This window comes from Actinopolymorpha pittospori, assembly GCF_014873875.1.
Taxonomy (GTDB): Bacteria; Actinomycetota; Actinomycetes; order Propionibacteriales; family Actinopolymorphaceae; genus Actinopolymorpha; species Actinopolymorpha pittospori.
In genome coordinates, this window is sequence record NZ_JADBEM010000001.1 from 4,189,727 (window position 1) to 4,205,385 (window position 15,659).

Below are 15,659 nucleotides of genomic sequence, written 5' to 3' on the forward strand. Positions count from 1 at the left end.
ATCCGCGCGACGTCAGTCGAGCTCGGCCAGCGTCAAGGACAGGTTGTCGAGCCCGATCGGGCCGAGGGCCAACGCCTTGGTGTGCCAGCTGCGCAGCTCGAAGTCGGGCCTGGCGCGGGCCGCCTCCCGGGCGGCGAGCCAGGCGCGCTCGCCCAGTTTGTAGGAGATCGCCTGGGCGGGCCAGCCGAAGTAACGCGCGATCTCCGGACGCACGCGGTGGGGCTGCGCGCGCCCACGCCGCAGCAGCACGTCGCAGGCCGTGTCGAACGTCCAGCGCGAACCATCCGGAAGCGGCAGGTCCAGATGAACGCCGATGTCGATCACGACCCGGGCCGCCCGCATCGCCGAGCCCATGAGCATGCCGAGGCGGGTACCACGCTCGGTGAACCAGCCGAGCTCGTCCGCCAGGCGTTCGGCATACAGAGCCCAGCCCTCGCTGTGGCCCGAGACCGTCGAGAACTTGGCGAACCGGGAGAGCTGGTCGCCGGCCACCCGGCACGCGCCGATCTGCAGGTGGTGTCCGGGCACGCCCTCGTGGAAGACAGTCGTGAGCTCACCCCAGGTGTGGAAGCGTTCCCGCCCGCCGAGCGGCCACCAGGTGCGCCCGGGCCGGCGCAGGTCCTCGCTCGGACCGGTGTAGTACGCCGAGCCCGCCGCCGATCCGTGCGCGAGAGTCACCTGCACCCGGCGCAGCGGCTCGGCGATGTCGAAGTGGGTGCCCTGCAGCGTGACCAGCGCCTGGTCGTGTCGCTCCTGGAGCCAGGCGAGATAGGCGTCGGTCCCGACGACGTACTCGGTCTCGTTCAGGAGGGCGATGGCCTCCTCCACCGTCGCCCCCGGACGGATCCGGTCGACCTCGAGGGCCATCTCGGCCTCGACCCGGCGTAGCTCCTCCCAACCCCACGCGTAGGCCTCGGCCGGGTCGAGGTCAGATCCGAGGGAGAGGCGCGCGCCCACGGCATAGCGTTCGGCACCCGCGCCGTCGGTCTCGGTGGCACGCGGCGCGTAGTGGTGGCGCAGGTATGTCGCGAGGTCGCCGTAACCGGCGTGTGCGGCTTCGACGGCCGCGGCCAGCTCGTCGGCCATCGGTCCGTCGGCGTACTCCGTGAGCAGCGGGGAGTGGATGCCGTCGCCGTACCGGTCGGCCAGGGCCGCGGTCTCCAGCGCCTGCCGGCGCGCCGCGGGCATGCCCCGGTCGAGCAGCGCGTCCAGGCTGTCGCGCCAGCCCGCGAGCATCCGGGGTACGGCGGCGAGTCGCGCCGCGACGTTTCGCCAGTCGTCGTCGGAGCCGTGCGGCAGGACCTCCACGCTGTCACGGATGGCGTCGAGCGTCCCGAACTGCGCCCGCAGGCTCAGCGCGTCGACCGTTCCAAGCCACGCGAGTTCGGCCTCGAGTCGTTCGCGCAGGTGGCCCGCCGCCCGCTGGTCGGGCGCGCCGGTGACCGGGAGTTCGGCGAGGCGGGCCAGGGTCGAGCGGATCAGGTCAGCGCGCGCGGCGTAACCGTCGGGGCCGTAGTCGGTCGCGTCGACGAACCCGTCGACGACTCCCCTGATGCCGGCCGCGATCGGATCCAGCGCCGCGGAGTCGGTGACGTAGCGGGCGCAGAGGGCGAAGACGGGGGTCATTCCGTGCACCATAGTCCTGCCGTGGGAGAACGCTGCCAGCGTGGATGTGGGGCGCCGCTCAGCGAACGCCGAAGGGGCGGAACTGGACGCTGATCCTCGGCCCGACCGGTCGCGCCGTCTTGGGCACGCAGTGCTCCCAGGTTCGCTGGCAGGAGCCGCCCATCACGATGAGGTCGCCGTGGCCGAGGGTCTGCCGGATGGTCTCGCCGCCTCCGCCGCGCTGCCGCAACATCAGCGAACGCGGCTCGCCGAGCGAGATGATCGCCACCATGGTGTCCTCGGTGCGACTGCGGCCGATCCGGTCGCCGTGCCAGGCGACGCTGTCGCGGCCGTCCCGGTAGAGGCACAACCCCGCCGTGCGAAACGCCTCGCCGAGTTCCTCGCCGTAGTGCGCGTCGAGGGCAGCCTTCGCCTGGCCGAGGACCGGGTCGGGGAGGGCGGCGTTCTCGTCGTAGAAGCAGAGGAGTCGGGGTACGTCGACGACCCGCTCGTACATCTCCCGCTTCTCGGCGTACCACGGCACGACCTCGCGCAGTCGCTCGAAGAGTTCGTCGGCGCCACGCATCCAGCCGGGGCGAAGGTCGATCCACGCACCACGGGTCAGCGTCACGCGGCGGACGGACTCGCCAAGATCGTTCAGGCCGACGTCGTCGAAGCCGTCGAAGAGGGATGCCTGCAGCGCTGGTCTCACCCTCCCGACCATACCCCGGCTCTTCGAACATGCGTTCGGTGGTCAGGTGTCTGTGCAGGTCAGAGGGGTGGAATGGGGCGATTCAGTCGATCCCGACCGTGCTCGCCGCCCGGTCGAACTTCTCCCAGGTGGTGTCGAGCACCTGTTGGTCCTTCTTCTGGGCGGTCACGAGGGCGGCCTCGACGTTCTCGCCGCGGACGGCCGCGTTGAACGCGTCCTGGTTGTTGGCGTCCCAAGCGTAGAAGTCCGGGGTGAACAGGCTCTCGCGCGCGAGCCGGGACACCTCGACGAACTCCCGCTGCCGTGGGCCCTTCGGCGCGAAGTACTGGTCGGCCGCCGATCCCAGCATCGGCATCAGGTTGTAGTCGGCCTGCAGTTTCTGCGCGTAGGTGCCCCACAGGGCGAGGAACTTCGCCGCCTGCGCCTGGTGCTTGGAGCCGCGCGGGATGCCGTAGGCCGTCGACCACACGTTGATCCACGGTTTGGTGCCCGCGGGGATCGGCGTCGCGGTGAGGCCGTAGTCGGCCTCAGGGAAGTTCGCGCTCTTCAGCGTGTCGATCATGTCGCTGCCGGCGATGGTCATCGCGAGCTTGCCCTGGGTGAACAGGCCGGCGTTTCCGTCGTCCGCGCCCACCGCCGCCTGCTGGGCGGCGGTCGGAGCCGAGCCGTCGCGCATCATGGCGACCATGGTCTCGAACTCGCGGACGTAGCTCGGTCGCGTCAACTCCACCTTGCGGCCATCGGGGCTCATGAACGCCCGCAGGTCGACCCACCACGTCGGCACCGACGCCTCGCCACCCCAGATCGCCCGCTTGGGATCCCGGTCGGGTTTGCTCAGCTTCTTCGCGACCTCGGCGTACTCCTCGAAGGTCATCGGCCTCGTCGTCTCGGGGTAGGGCACCCCGGCGGCCTTGAACAGCTTCTTGTTGTAGAAGAGCGCCAGCGCGCCGGCGTAGCCGCCCACGCAGTAGAAGTGCCCCTGGTAGCCGCAGGCGTACTGCAGGGTGGCCGTGTTGTAGTCGGCCGGGTCGAGGCCGTACTTCTTGTACACGAGGTCGTCCAGTGGATGGAACGACGTGATGTGCCCGGCGGTGTAGACGTAGGCGACGTCGGGAGGGTCACCGGCGAGGATCGACGTCTGGAGCTTCGTGACGTAGGCGTCCTCGGGAATCTGCGTCACCTGCACCGACATCCCTGGGTTCTGCCGGGTGAACTCGGCACCCACTCTCTTCAGGATGGTCGCGTCGATCGCGTCGAAGGTGGTAATCGTCAAGGTGTCCTTGCGGTTGCCGGCTTCGAAGAACCTCGCGGCGGGCGAGGTGCAGGCGCCGGTCAGGAGGGCACCAGCGGCCAGGCCGGCGACCAGGACCGCGAAACGTCGACGTGCCGATCGAAGCGTCATCCGAGCCGCTCCCCGCAAGGAATCCAGAAGGTCTACCCGCGTAGATGGACCGCACCTTACGCAGCGGGCCCGCACATCACAAGGGCTCGTCGGAAGCGGAAATCGCCCGGGTCGACCTGGCCGAAGTTGGCCCTGGCGTACCGCGTTGTAACCCCTTGTGCACCGCCGCCGGCCGGGCATAACATCCCGCAGATCTACGCGAGTAGAACAGCTCGGCCACGACGCACCGGTGGTTCGGGAGGAACGATGACGATGACGCGCGCGGCCGGACCGCGCATCCTGTCAATGCGCCGTGGACGTCCTTTCATGCCGCCCGAACAGGTGCGTCAGGAACGCCGCCGAAACCTCGTCGCCTATGCCTATCTCGCGCCCTGGATCATCGGCATGGTCGCCTTCCTGCTCGGGCCGCTGCTCTTCTCTCTCTACATGAGTTTCACCGACTACTCCCTGGAGATCCCGGCCCGCTGGGTCGGGTTCGACAACTTCCGGGAGATGGTGGGGGAGGACTACCGGTTCTGGCTGTCGCTGCGCATCACCGGCGTCTACCTGCTGTTGTCCGTCCCCATCTACATGGTGTTCGGGCTCCTGGGTGCCCTGCTGCTCAACCAACGGGTGTGGGGAATCCGGGTGTTCCGCACGATCCTGTTCCTGCCGTCGGTGCTCAGCGGGGTGGCTGTCGCCGTGCTGTGGCAGCAGTTGCTCAACCCCGACGTCGGCGTCGTCAACAGTCTGCTCCGCGGTCTGGGGGTCGCCCATCCGCCCGGCTGGTTCAACGATCCGGGCTGGGCCGTGCCCGCGATGGTGGTCACGGGTCTGTGGGGAGTGGTCGGCGGCGGCGCGATCATCTATCTCGCCGGGCTGCAGAACATCAGTCCGGGGCTCTACGAGTCGGCGATGATCGACGGCGCCGGCGCACTGCGCAGGTTCTGGCACGTGACGCTGCCGATGCTGACTCCGACCCTGTTCTTCACCCTGCTGACGTCGATCATCGGGGCGTTCCAGATCTTCGACACGGCCTACACCATCGGCGGCGCGAACGGCGGCAACGGCAACTCGCTGCTCTTCTACCTCCTGTACGTGTGGCAGGCGGGGTTCCGCGACGGCCGGCTCGGCTATGCCGCCGCTCTCAGTTGGGTGCTCTTCGTGATCGGCGCCGTGGTCGTGCTCGTGCTCATGCGGACGTCCGAACGCTGGGTCTACTACGAGAACGAGGCGAGGTAGCCAGACCATGACCGCTTCGGTGTCGGCCCCGGTCGGCGACATCTCCCGCGGCCGGGGCGGCCTCTACGACCGCTACGGGCGGGACGTACTCCGGCTGGCCCTGACCTACGCGCTCCTCATCCTCGCGAGCGCCTTCATCCTCCTGCCGCTCGGCTGGATGCTCACCGTGGCGCTCAAGCCGGACAAGTCTCTCTTCTTCGCCAACCCGCCCGAGTGGTTTCCGACCAGTGACTTCCACTGGGAGAACTTCCGGCGCGCGTTGTTCGGGGCGGACCGCCCGTTCATGCTCTATCTCTTCAACACGATCTGGGTCGAGATCTTCGTCGTCCTCGGCACCGTGGTCTCCTGCGCCCTGGTGGCCTACCCGCTGGCCAGGATGCGGTTTCGGGGGCAGCGGGTCATCTTCACGGTGATCGTGCTGACGATGCTGATCCCCTGGCAGGGGCTGATGATCCCGCAGTTCCTGCTCTTCCACCGGATCGGCTGGTACGGCACCTACCTGCCGCTGATCGTGCCGTCTTTCACCGGTTCGGCGTTCTTCATCTTCCTGATCCGGCAGTACATGAAGACGATTCCGCGTGAACTCGACGAGGCGGCCCGGCTGGACGGTGCCGGCAGTTTCCGGATCTTCTGGTCGGTGATCCTGCCGCTGTCGGCACCGGCCCTGACCGTGTGCGCGGTGCTCACCTTCCTCAGCACCTGGAACGACCTGCTCGGGCCGGTGATCTACCTGAACGACAGCCGCCTCTACACCGTCGCGGTCGGGCTGGCGACGTTCAACTCCACCCACACCAACCAGATGAACCTGCTGATGGCCGCTAACCTGATCACGCTGATACCCGTGATCGTGCTCTACTTCGTCGCCCAGAAACAGCTCATCGGTGGCATCGCCTCGGTAGGACTCAAGGGGTGAGGCGGTCGATGGCCGGAGGTGGTCGAGGTGGACGTGGAGGCCGGCCTCGTGCGAGCCGGCGGAAATGAGGATCGCGTGACGTTCGAGCCCGCAACGCCCTCCGACGAAGGTCGTGGTGTGCTGGTGTCCCACGCCCGCTTCGACGCCGACTGGCCGTGGGTGGCCGAGGCGTTCCGAGCCCAGTGGCCGGGATCGACACCGCTCGAGTGCCTACGTCAGGATCTCGACGACACCCGTGCCGTGCACGAGGTGGTCAAGGATCCGGGCAGCGTACGCCGCCTCGTCGTACTGGGCAGTCCCGTCACCGCGGAGTCGGTCGCGGCGTTCACCGGCCTGGCCGAGGCGGCCCTGCTGGGCAGCTACGGCGAACTCCCGGAGGCCGAACTGCTCCGTGCGCGTGGCGTCGGTGTCCACCGGCACACGAGCGAGGGCTTCTGGGGCCAGTCGGTCGCGGAGTTCGGGTTGGCGCTGACGCTGTGCGGGCTGCGTCGGATCCCCCAGCTCCACCACGAGATCCTCACCGACCTGGCGCCCTGGGACTACCGACCGCCGGGCGGCATACCGCGCCCCGGTGGACGTGGCGGTCAGTACGGCGACGACCCGCGGTTCACGAGCGGCACGGTCGCCGGCGCCCGGGTGCGCATCGTCGGTGCAGGCAACATCGCCAGCCGGTACGCGAGCTTCGTGTCGACGATGGGAGCGGACGTGGCGGCCTGGGATCCGTTCGCGCCCGAGCCCAGCTTCCACCGGGCCGGGGCGCGTCGCGAACTCCACCTCGAGCGGCTGGTGCGCGACGCGGGGATCTTCGCCCCGATGGTGCCGCTGATCCCGTCCACCGAGGGGCTCGTCACCGCCGCGCACATCGACGCCCTCCCGAAGGGCTGTCTGGTCGTGCTCGTCACCCGCGCCCGGATCTGTGACATGGAGGCACTGCGCCGACGGGTGCTCGCCGACGAGCTCGCGCTCGCCGCCGACGTCTTCGACATCGAGCCGCTCCCGTTGACCGACCCGCTGCTGGGCCGGCCCAACGTCGTCCACACACCCCACAACGCCGGGCGAACCCGGCAGGCCAACGAGGCCTTCGCCCGTGCGATTCTCGACCAGTTCCAGCCGTTCGAGGTCCAGGTCGGGTCCTAGGGTGTGTCTCCCACATCCTGCCTGACTCGCGATACCCCGCATCCACGCTGGCCACGTTGTCCTCGTCGCGCGTAGAACACCGCTGCGCGCTCCTCCTCGCCACCGCGGCGCGGATGGACCGCTCGCTTCACCGGCTCGATGTGGGAGACGCACCCTAATGGGAGTGCACCGGGTGGTTTTGCCAGTCTGGTGTCTGAGCCGCTGGCCGGTGAGCACTTACGCGCCCTGGTCTTGTGTTTGAGACCTATGGCTAGATCGTGCCCCGTGCTGGTGGTCGGGGAGCGGTAGGGCTGGTGGGATGTCGTGCCGGTGAGCACTGGTCCATTAGGTCGCCTGGGTCTCCTCGCAGGCTCGTGTGGTGTTGTCGAGGAGGGTGTAGGGAGGCCTGGCTGGTGTTGTTCGTGGGTGATGACTGGGCGGAGTCCCATCACGACATCGAGATCGTGGATGAGGGTGGGCGAAGGTTGGTGCGGCGGCGGGTGCCGGAAGGGGTGGCCGGGATCGCCGTATTGCACGGGCTGGTCGCTGATCATCTACCCGATCAGGGTGAGCCGGTAGATGTGGTGGTGGGGATCGAGACTGATCGGGGCCCGTGGGTGCAGGCGTTGATCGCGGCCGGCTACACCGTCTATGCGGTCAACCCGTTGCAGGCCGCCCGCTACCGGGAACGACACGCAGTCTCCGGCGCCAAGAGCGATGCCGGGGATGCGCATGTGCTGGCCGAGCTGGTCCGGCTGGACCGTGCCCACCATCGCCCCGTGGCCGGGGACTCCGCGCTGGCCGAGCACGTCAAGGTGGTGGCCCGGGCGCACCAGTCGCTGGTGTGGTCTCGGCAGCGGCAGACCAACACGCTGCGCTCCACGTTGCGCGAGTTCTACCCCGGCGCTCTGGCCGCCTTCGACGACCTGGCGAGCCGTGACGCACTCGCCGTGCTCACCCTCGCGCCGACCCCCGCCAAGGGGGCCCGGTTGACCCAGAAGCGGGTGGAGCAGGTGCTGGCCCGGGCCGGGCGCAAACGTAACCTGCCCGGCACCGCGGAGACGATCGTGACCGCGCTGGCCGCCCAACAGCTACCCGCCCGGGAGGGTGTCGTCGACGCCTACGCGGCCAGCGTGGCCGCCCTGGTCGCGGTGATCAGCGAACTGTCCCGCCAGATCCAGACCCTGGAGGGTGAGGTGGAGGCGGGTTTTGGTCGGCACCCGGACGCTGAGATCTACCTGAGCCAGCCAGGGCTCGGCATGACGCTTGGTGCCCGGGTGCTCGCCGAGTTCGGAGACGACCCGCACCGCTACACCGACGCCCGCGCCCGCAAGAACTACTCCGGCATGGCGCCGGTTACCAAAGCCTCCGGCAAGAAACGCGTCGTCTTGGCCCGACACGCCCGCAACCGCCGACTCGCTGATGCGCTCTACCAGCAAGCCTTCGCCGCCTTGGGCGCCTCGCCAGGAGCACGCGCCTACTACGACACCCACCGAGCCCGCGGCGCCACCCACCACCAAGCCCTACGCACACTCGCCAACCGACTCGTCGGCATCCTCCACGGCTGCCTACGCCACCACACCCCCTACAACGAAACGACCGCCTGGCCCCCCACCAACCAAACCGATCACCAAGCCGCTTGACACCTTACGAACGTGGGATGTCTAGCCTGGCGGGCGCCCTGATGAGGCGGACCTAGGAGCAGTCCGGGGTCTCCTTCGTCGCGAGGACCGCGACGCATCCGCCGAACCTCGCAACGCCGTCGTCGCGCGGCGGCCCTGTCGCAGCACACCGAACCTCGATCCCGGCACACCGAACCTCGACCGCGGCCCGCCCGGAACGGCAGGCAGCGGCCGGGCAAGCAGGCCGTGGCGTCGGCATCGCAGTCGGTGCAGGATGCGGTTCGTTTGGATGGCGACCGCGAGGCGGAGAAGTCGCCAGCGCCGGTGCTCCGCGCGAGCGCCCGACAGTGCGGTCAGCGCGGGCTCCGGAGGCCGCGAGTCGGGCGGGGACGTGTGGGCCACGGCCTAGCCGGCCTCGAGGCCCGGACGCGGTGCGAGCGGCGGTCCGGATCGAACCGCGGGGTCAGCGAACCAGCTGATCATAGAACTCCATCACTCGTTCGAGATTCGGTTCCGCGCCGTAGCGCGCGAGGACGGTCTCGGAGTTGGCCCGCCTGGCCGTCGCCGGCACCGTGAGTGCCTCCACGGTCGCCGCCGTCAACGCCCCGACGTCCCCGTGCGGGACGGCGTAGCCCTGTACCGGAGCGGCCATCAGCTCCTCGGCGTAGGGGAGCTGGTAGACGACGGGTACGGCGCCGAGCGCGGTGGCCTCGAGCACGGAGGTCGGCAACCCGGCGCTGTGCCCCGGCGACACGATCACCGACGCGTGCGCGAACAGCTTCCAGAGTTCGTCCTGCGACATGAAGTCGAGGAGTTCCACCGAGGTGCCGAACGCGTGGGCCTGCTCGACGGCCCGCTGGTCACGTCCGATCCCGACGCAGACGATCCGCGCGTCGGGACGCTTGCGCAGGACGCCTGGGATGGTCTCCAGGAAGGTCGCCGCGTCGACGAACGCGCTGATGCCGCGTGGATAGACGACCAGCGGCCGCCGCTCGCCCTGAGGTCCCCGCGCGAGGACGGCTCGCAGCACGGGAACGTCCAGCCCCATGTTGCCGGGGACGACCAGGCGGGGTGTCGACGCGGGCAGGCCGAAGGACTCCGCCAGCGGGACGTCGGAGGAGATGTCGGCCATGAAGCCGTCGCAGCGCGTGAGTGTGCGGCGGGCGTGCTCGGCGATCCGCCCGCGCGCCTGTGCCTGCAGGTCCTGGCCCCAGGTGCTCACGACCATGGGCACCCCCACGTCCGCGAGGGTGGCGCTGATCCCCTCGAAGGGGATGCGCAGCGCGTGTACGAGGGTCAGTGGTTGTTCGCCGTGTAGTGCCTCGAGCCTGCGCGCGAGCCGGCTCGCCGCCCACAGGTCCAGGGTGGTCTCCACCCCTCCGTCGCCGGCCGCCACGTCGGTGGGGCGCGGGTCGCCGGGCCGTCCCCGCCCACTCGCTGACCGGGCGAGCGGTGGCCGGACGACTCGTCGCGGAAGGGAGCTGTTCATCCCCGCGAGGATCGTCTGGCGCCCGACGTTCCAGGCGTCCGTGGGTTCGATCACCCGGAAGCCGCCGCAGTTCGACCGCCAGGCCCAGCGCTGCGCCCTGGGGAGGCGGCGACTCGACAGCAGCGTTCCGGTGATCCCCGCCCGGGTGAGGTGCATGGCCCAGCGGCGGGCATGGATGCTCCGGCCGTCCGCGACCAGGCACATGGTGTTCAGGGCGATCGCGGTCACCGGGGAGCCTCGCTCACCCGGATCCCCGCCCACGCGTGGTGCCGGTGCGCGGTCGAGAGAATGAAGCGGACCGTCCGCCGTGAGGTGTCGCCGATGTCGTACTCGGCCGGGCGGAGGAGCCCGGCTCGTTGGTCCTGGGGCCCGTTCGCGATCTGCGCCGCGACCGCGTCCTCGACGTCGTCCGGGTGAAGGCCGGTCATGATGATCGCCCCCGCGTCGAGGGCTTCGGGCCGTTCGATCGACTCGCGCAGGGTGACGGCGGGGAAGCCCAGGATCGCGGACTCCTCGGAGATCGTGCCCGAGTCGGAGAGCACACACGCGGCGTTCAGCTGGAGGTTCACGTAGTCGAGGAACCCGAACGGCTCGTGGAAGTCGATGCCCTCGGTCGGTTGCGTCGTGGTGAGGCTCGCCAGCCGTTTCCGGGTACGCGGATGGGTCGAGACGAGCACCGGAAGCTGCCAGCGCTGTCGCACGGCGACGACGCACTCCACCAGCAGGCGCAGCCGCGCCGGATCGTCGACGTTCTCCTCGCGGTGCGCGCTGGCGAGGAAGTAGCGGCCACGTTCGAGGCCGAGTCGTTCGAGTACGTCGGAGGCCTCGATGCGAGGGCGGTAGTGGTCGAGCACCTCCCGCATCGGCGAACCGGTGAGCAGGATCCGGCGCGGATGCAGTCCCTCCGCCAGGAGGTTGCGTCTCGCGTGCTCGGTGTAGACCAGGTTGAAGTCGGCCACGTGGTCGACGAGTCGCCGGTTGGTCTCCTCCGGGACGTTCTCGTCGAAGCAGCGGTTGCCCGCCTCCAGGTGGTAGACGGGAATGCGCATCCGCTTCGCCATGACCGCCGCGATGCAGCTGTTCGTGTCGCCGAGCACGACCACGGCGTCCGGCTCCTCCGCCCGGAGCACGTCCTCGGTCCTGATCAGCGTCTCGCCGAGCACCCGCCCCAGGGAGGAGGTGTCGACGTCGAGGTAGTGGTCGGGCCTGCGGAGTCCGAGGTCCTCGAAGAAGACCTGGTTGAGGTTGTAGTCGTAGTTCTGGCCGGTATGGACGAGCACGTGGTCGACCGACTGGTCGAGCCGCGCGATGACCCTGGAGAGCCGGATGATCTCCGGACGGGTCCCGACGATCGTCATCACCTTGATCATGGGGTCACCTCGGCGTTCACCCCGGCCCGCACGGCGGCGGTCGGCTCGACAGGCTCGGCGAACGTGTCGGGTCGGTCCGGGTCGAAGATTGTGTGGGTCCAGAAGAGGGTGACGAGTTCGCCGCGGCCGGTGTTGGTGACGTCGTGCACCCACAGGGTGGGCAGGTCGACCACCTCGTCCCGGCTCAGTACGCGAACCTCGCTGACGTCGGTGCGCAGGAGCCGGCGGACCATCGTGGAGCCGAAGGAGCCGGTGCCTCCGGTCACCAGGACACAACCGAAGTCCACCGGCGACGCCGTGCGGTGGATGCCCTCGCTGAGTGCGGTCACGCGCTCGTCCCCCTCCGATCCTCAGATCTCACGGCGCCGGCCAACTCCTGCCAGGCCTGGACCCCGAGCGGTGCGCGCCAGCCCTTGCCGGCCAGCCAGCCCTCCGCCTGCGCCTGGCCGAACCAGACCATCTCCAGTCGGCGCGCCTGGCCGGCGACCCGGCTGGACCGGGCGCCGATGCCGCCAGCGGTGTCGACCAGGCTCCGCGCGAGGACTGTCGGCAGGTGCCGGGGCTCCTTCCCACCGAGGATGCGGAGCAGGCCGGCGGTGGTCAGGCCTTCCGACGGTTGCAGGACGATCTCGGGCGGAGACTCCGGGCACACCGCGACGTAGCCGATCGCCGCACCGACGTTGCCGAGGAGAACCTGCGGGGTCGGGCTCCTCCCTGTCCCTGCGACTGACGCGAGCCCGGAGGCGGCGAAGCGCGCGAGGCTTCGGGTCACCGACCGGTCGGGTCCGTGCACGGAGGTGGGGCGGAAGAGCACGGTGTGCGGGCGGGAACCCAACCGGCGTAGGCACTCCTCACCGAAGGCCTTCGACCGGGAGTACGCCGAGAAGGGAAACAGGTTCGGCGACTCGTCGAGTCGCGCCACCCTCCCCTGGACCGCGGCCGAGCTCACGTGGACCAGCCGCTGGACGCCGGCCCGCCGGCACGCGCGCTGCACGAGCAACGGCAGCAGGGCGTTCGCTCCGCACAGCGCCCGCCAGGCGGGCCCGGTCGCGTCGGCGAGCGTGGCGGCGTTGACGACACAGTGGGCACCGCGCAGGAACCTCGTGAGGTCCGTCACGACGCCGTCGTAGGCCGAGGCCTCCTCGATGATCGCGTCAGCTGACGTGCCGGCCGCCACCAGTCGCGGGGCCCGGATGACCCGGACGTCGGCGCCGCACTGGCGCAGGTGGGAGCTGACCGCGGAGCCGACGAACCCGCTCGCGCCCAGGACGGCGATGCTCGTCACCTCACCGCTCCGCGGCCGTGGTCGGATGGGCGGCCGCGCCCGGTTCGGGGCGGTACCACTGGCTGAGGAAACCGATCTTCACGGCGTGGTCGACCCCTCGGTGTCGGCGCGGTGCCGTGGATCGCCCGTGGCAACAGCAGGTAGCAGGCGGCGCCGATGAGGAGGATCAGCGCGCCGACGATCACGCCGACGCTGCTCGTCACCGTCGCCGCCGCACAGCACATGAGTGCTGCCACCGCCGAGACGAGGGAGGACTGGACATGGCTCCAGCCACCGTCCACCAGACGCTGGTAGACGTGCTCGCGGTGGGCCTCCCACCAGGGCCGCCCGGACAGGATCCGCCGGGCGAGGGTCCAACCGGTGTCGAGGACGTACACCAGCAACGGCGCGAACGCGGTCCACAGCGGTACGCCGGAGACCACCGCCCACAGGGCGAGACCCGCGAGGGACATGCCGATCGCGTAGCTGCCGACGTCACCGAGGAAGACGCGGGCCCGCGGCACGTTCCAGGGCAGGAAACCCGCCGCAGCGCCGGCCACCGCGAGGCTGAGGGTCGGCAGGTGCGGGACGTCCCAGTGCCAGCCGACGTACGCGAACCACCCGCCGGCCACGACCGCGTTGAGCGCGGAGATCCCGTTGATGCCGTCCATGAAGTTGTAGGCGTTGGTGAACCCGGCCAGCCAGATCGCGGCAGCCACGATCCCGCCGGCGAGGCTGAGGCCGACCAGGTCGGTCCTCGACCACAGGATCCACAGGGCGAGCCACAGCGCGATGCCGAACTGGATGGACGACCGTGGCATGACCCCGAGACCGCGCATGTCGTCGAGCAGGCCGAGAAGCGCGAAGAGGCCGAGTGCGACGACGGCGATCAACCAGGGTACGGGCAGCCCAGCGAGCCAGCCGGCGACGACGCCGAGCCACGTCCCCGCCACCACGGCGACCCCGCCGCCGCGAGCGGTCGGCGCGAGGTGGGACGAACGGCCGTTCGGGACGTCCATGAGGTACCGGCGTAGGAAAGGCAGCAGGACGCCCTGCAGCCCGAGGCTCGCGAGACCCGCGGCGAGGACGATTGTCACGTGGGTCATGCCGGCCTCCCGCCAAGGTGGGGCGAGGCGTCCGCACCCACCTGGACGCCTCGCGGATACGTCACCGCCTCCACGGAACTCTCCGCGGCCGCGGCGTTCCTTGGCTCCGGTATCGCGACGTCCGTCATCCTGAGACAGAGACTCCGCATGGCCTCGATGACTCCGTGGCGCCCGTCGCTGAGGTCGATCTCGTGGACCAGCGCCGGGGCGACGGGGCGGACATTGAGGTGGGACACCAGCGGGTGCCGTGGCCGATGGTCCGGTTCACCATCATCGAACAGGTCCTCGTGCAGCTTCTCCCCGGCGCGCAGTCCGGTGTAGACGACCTCGACCTTGCGGCCCGAGGTCGCGATCAGGTACCTCGCGACGTCGGCGATCCGGACGGGGCGACCCATGTCGAGGACGAGCGCCTCTCCGTCGCGGCCGATGGCGGCCGCCTGGATGACCAGCTCGACCGCCTCGTGGACGGTCATGAAGTACCGCGTGACGTCGGGGTGGGTGACGGTCACCGGCCCGCCCGCCGCGATCTGAGCCTGGAACGCGGTCAGCACCGACCCGCGGCTGCCGAGGACGTTGCCGAACCGGACGCTGAGGTAGGTCCCCTGGGACTCGGTGGCGATGGCCGACGTGAGTCCCTCCGCGAGCCGCTTGGAGTAGCCGAGCACGCTGCAGGGCTTGGCCGCCTTGTCGGTCGAGATGTTCACGAACCGTTCGGTGCCGCAGGACCGGGCCGCGTCCAGGACCGCCAGCGAGCCCCACACGTTCGTCTTGACGGCCTCGTCCGGGTACTGCTCGAGCATCGGTAGGTGCTTGAGGGCGGCCGCGTGGAAGACCACCTCGGGCCGCCGCTGCGCGAACAGCTCCCGGATGTGCTGGCTGTCGCGGATGTCGGCCAGCACCACCTCCGGGGAGTCGAGGAGCGCGCGACCGTGGATCGAGAGCTGGACGGCGTGCAGGGCGGACTCGTCCCGGTCGAGCATGATCAGCTCGGCGGGGGCGAACCGGTGGATCTGCCGGCACAGCTCCGAGCCGATCGAGCCACCGGCACCGGTGACGAGCACCCTCCGGCCGGCCAGGTAGCCGGCGACCGACGCGAGGTCGGTGTCGACCTGGCGGCGGCCGAGCAAGTCCGTCACCTCGACGTCGCGGAGGTCGGACAACGCGGCACGCGGTGTGGGTACGTGTAGGCCCGGTGCCACCTGGCCGGCGAGCATGGCCCTGCCAGCCTCGAGCGGAGGCGTCCGAGCGGTGCTCGCACTTGGACGGGCCACCCTCTTGTCGTGGTGGTGCCTCGCGTGACCCTCGCGCCAGCAGGCACGGGCGGTGGCCGCCGTGACGAGTGTCATGAAGGTCGCCGCCGGTGCGGTCGTGGGAGCCGCCGCCTGGGTCGGCAGGAACTGCAAAACCCACGGCTGGAGCACGGTGGCGATGCTGACGGTGAGACCGGTCGCCAAGGTGGCGGCGGCGAGGAGTCGAGCCTCGGCGAAGCTGCCCAGTTGCGTCCGACCATGATGCAGCCGAATCACCCGGCCGAACGCGGTGTGCACGAATGCCGCCAGCAGCCCGAGCAGGAGCGGGTCACCCACCGGGAACCGCCAATCCGTACTGCCCTCGCCCAACATGGCGAACGTCGCCATCGACGCGAGCCACGCGAGGCTGTCGACCAACGCCAACACCACCACTCTGCGTCGACGCAGAGCGGCCACCATTCGCTCTCTCAACACATCTCCCGTCGAGGCCCCGGCCACACGGTCAGAGGTTTGTCGCGTCAAGTGATGGAGGGACTGTGAGATGCAATGGTGGCCGCTGGAGCCTGATCGGTTCGCCCGCAGGTGGGAG

General features: G+C 69.9%; 13 protein-coding genes. 4 read left to right on the forward strand and 9 right to left on the reverse strand.

All coding sequences use genetic code 11. The features are described 5' to 3' along the window. Positions 1-12: 12 nt before the first annotated feature. The 3 genes from HEB94_RS19845 to HEB94_RS19855 all read right to left on the reverse strand — a co-directional run bounded on the left by HEB94_RS19845 (position 13) and on the right by HEB94_RS19855 (position 3,719). A complete protein-coding gene (locus HEB94_RS19845; RefSeq protein ID WP_192751282.1) occupies positions 13-1,626 on the reverse strand; it encodes a DUF885 domain-containing protein in 1,614 nt (537 codons plus the stop codon). Positions 1,627-1,684: 58 nt separating this feature from the next. Beyond that, positions 1,685-2,317, reverse strand: a complete 633-nt coding sequence (locus HEB94_RS19850) for an alpha-ketoglutarate-dependent dioxygenase AlkB (protein ID WP_192751283.1) — start codon at positions 2,315-2,317, stop codon at positions 1,685-1,687. A gap of 82 nt (positions 2,318-2,399) precedes the next feature. Then, positions 2,400-3,719: an ABC transporter substrate-binding protein gene (locus tag HEB94_RS19855; protein WP_192751284.1), complete on the reverse strand. Its 1,320-nt coding sequence runs from the start codon at positions 3,717-3,719 to the stop codon at positions 2,400-2,402. A gap of 246 nt (positions 3,720-3,965) precedes the next feature. On the opposite strand from HEB94_RS19855, the gene HEB94_RS19860 reads away from it, so the two are divergent. From HEB94_RS19860 to HEB94_RS19875, 4 genes are all read left to right on the forward strand, one after another. Continuing rightward, positions 3,966-4,940, forward strand: a complete 975-nt coding sequence (locus HEB94_RS19860; protein ID WP_202896447.1) for a carbohydrate ABC transporter permease — start codon at positions 3,966-3,968, stop codon at positions 4,938-4,940. Between the two features lie 7 nt (positions 4,941-4,947). Further along, positions 4,948-5,853, forward strand: a complete 906-nt coding sequence (locus tag HEB94_RS19865) for a carbohydrate ABC transporter permease (RefSeq protein ID WP_192751285.1) — start codon at positions 4,948-4,950, stop codon at positions 5,851-5,853. A gap of 75 nt (positions 5,854-5,928) precedes the next feature. Continuing rightward, on the forward strand, positions 5,929-6,990 hold the full coding sequence (locus HEB94_RS53635) for an NAD(P)-dependent oxidoreductase (protein ID WP_202896448.1): 1,062 nt from the start codon (positions 5,929-5,931) through the stop codon (positions 6,988-6,990). A gap of 392 nt (positions 6,991-7,382) precedes the next feature. Continuing rightward, a complete protein-coding gene (locus tag HEB94_RS19875) occupies positions 7,383-8,612 on the forward strand; it encodes an IS110 family RNA-guided transposase (RefSeq protein ID WP_192751286.1) in 1,230 nt (409 codons plus the stop codon). Between the two features lie 442 nt (positions 8,613-9,054). Here the strand turns inward: HEB94_RS19875 and HEB94_RS53640 are convergent, their stop codons facing one another. Genes HEB94_RS53640 through HEB94_RS19905 form a run of 6 tightly spaced genes read right to left on the reverse strand, consistent with a single transcriptional unit; the run spans position 9,055 to position 15,541 of the window. Continuing rightward, complete coding sequence (locus tag HEB94_RS53640; protein ID WP_192751287.1) at positions 9,055-10,308, reverse strand: glycosyltransferase; 1,254 nt, start codon at positions 10,306-10,308, stop codon at positions 9,055-9,057. After that, entirely contained in the window at positions 10,305-11,450 is a 1,146-nt protein-coding gene (gene wecB, locus HEB94_RS19885; protein WP_192751288.1) for a non-hydrolyzing UDP-N-acetylglucosamine 2-epimerase, read from the reverse strand. Before wecB ends, HEB94_RS53640 begins: the two co-directional genes overlap by 4 nt. Then, complete coding sequence (locus HEB94_RS52575; protein WP_337917820.1) at positions 11,447-11,779, reverse strand: polysaccharide biosynthesis C-terminal domain-containing protein; 333 nt, start codon at positions 11,777-11,779, stop codon at positions 11,447-11,449. The genes wecB and HEB94_RS52575 overlap by 4 nt, the downstream gene beginning before the upstream one ends. After that, entirely contained in the window at positions 11,776-12,735 is a 960-nt protein-coding gene (locus HEB94_RS19895; RefSeq protein WP_192751289.1) for an NAD-dependent epimerase/dehydratase family protein, read from the reverse strand. Before HEB94_RS19895 ends, HEB94_RS52575 begins: the two co-directional genes overlap by 4 nt. Further along, positions 12,732-13,820, reverse strand: coding sequence for an MraY family glycosyltransferase (locus HEB94_RS19900; protein WP_192751290.1), 1,089 nt, complete (start codon positions 13,818-13,820; stop codon positions 12,732-12,734). Before HEB94_RS19900 ends, HEB94_RS19895 begins: the two co-directional genes overlap by 4 nt. After that, on the reverse strand, positions 13,817-15,541 hold the full coding sequence (locus HEB94_RS19905; protein WP_238361578.1) for a polysaccharide biosynthesis protein: 1,725 nt from the start codon (positions 15,539-15,541) through the stop codon (positions 13,817-13,819). Before HEB94_RS19905 ends, HEB94_RS19900 begins: the two co-directional genes overlap by 4 nt. Positions 15,542-15,659: the final 118 nt, after the last annotated feature.

Bases quoted from the DNA above. Each gene is read 5' to 3' on its own strand.
- HEB94_RS19855 (WP_192751284.1), bottom strand. From the start codon at position 3,719: ATGACGCTTCGATCGGCACGTCGACGTTTCGCGGTCCTGGTCGCCGGC.
- HEB94_RS19865 (WP_192751285.1), top strand. From the start codon at position 4,948: ATGACCGCTTCGGTGTCGGCCCCGGTCGGCGACATCTCCCGCGGCCGG.
- HEB94_RS19860 (WP_202896447.1), top strand. From the start codon at position 3,966: ATGACGATGACGCGCGCGGCCGGACCGCGCATCCTGTCAATGCGCCGT.
- wecB (WP_192751288.1), bottom strand. From the start codon at position 11,450: ATGATCAAGGTGATGACGATCGTCGGGACCCGTCCGGAGATCATCCGG.
- HEB94_RS19845 (WP_192751282.1), bottom strand. From the start codon at position 1,626: ATGACCCCCGTCTTCGCCCTCTGCGCCCGCTACGTCACCGACTCCGCG.
- HEB94_RS19900 (WP_192751290.1), bottom strand. From the start codon at position 13,820: ATGACCCACGTGACAATCGTCCTCGCCGCGGGTCTCGCGAGCCTCGGG.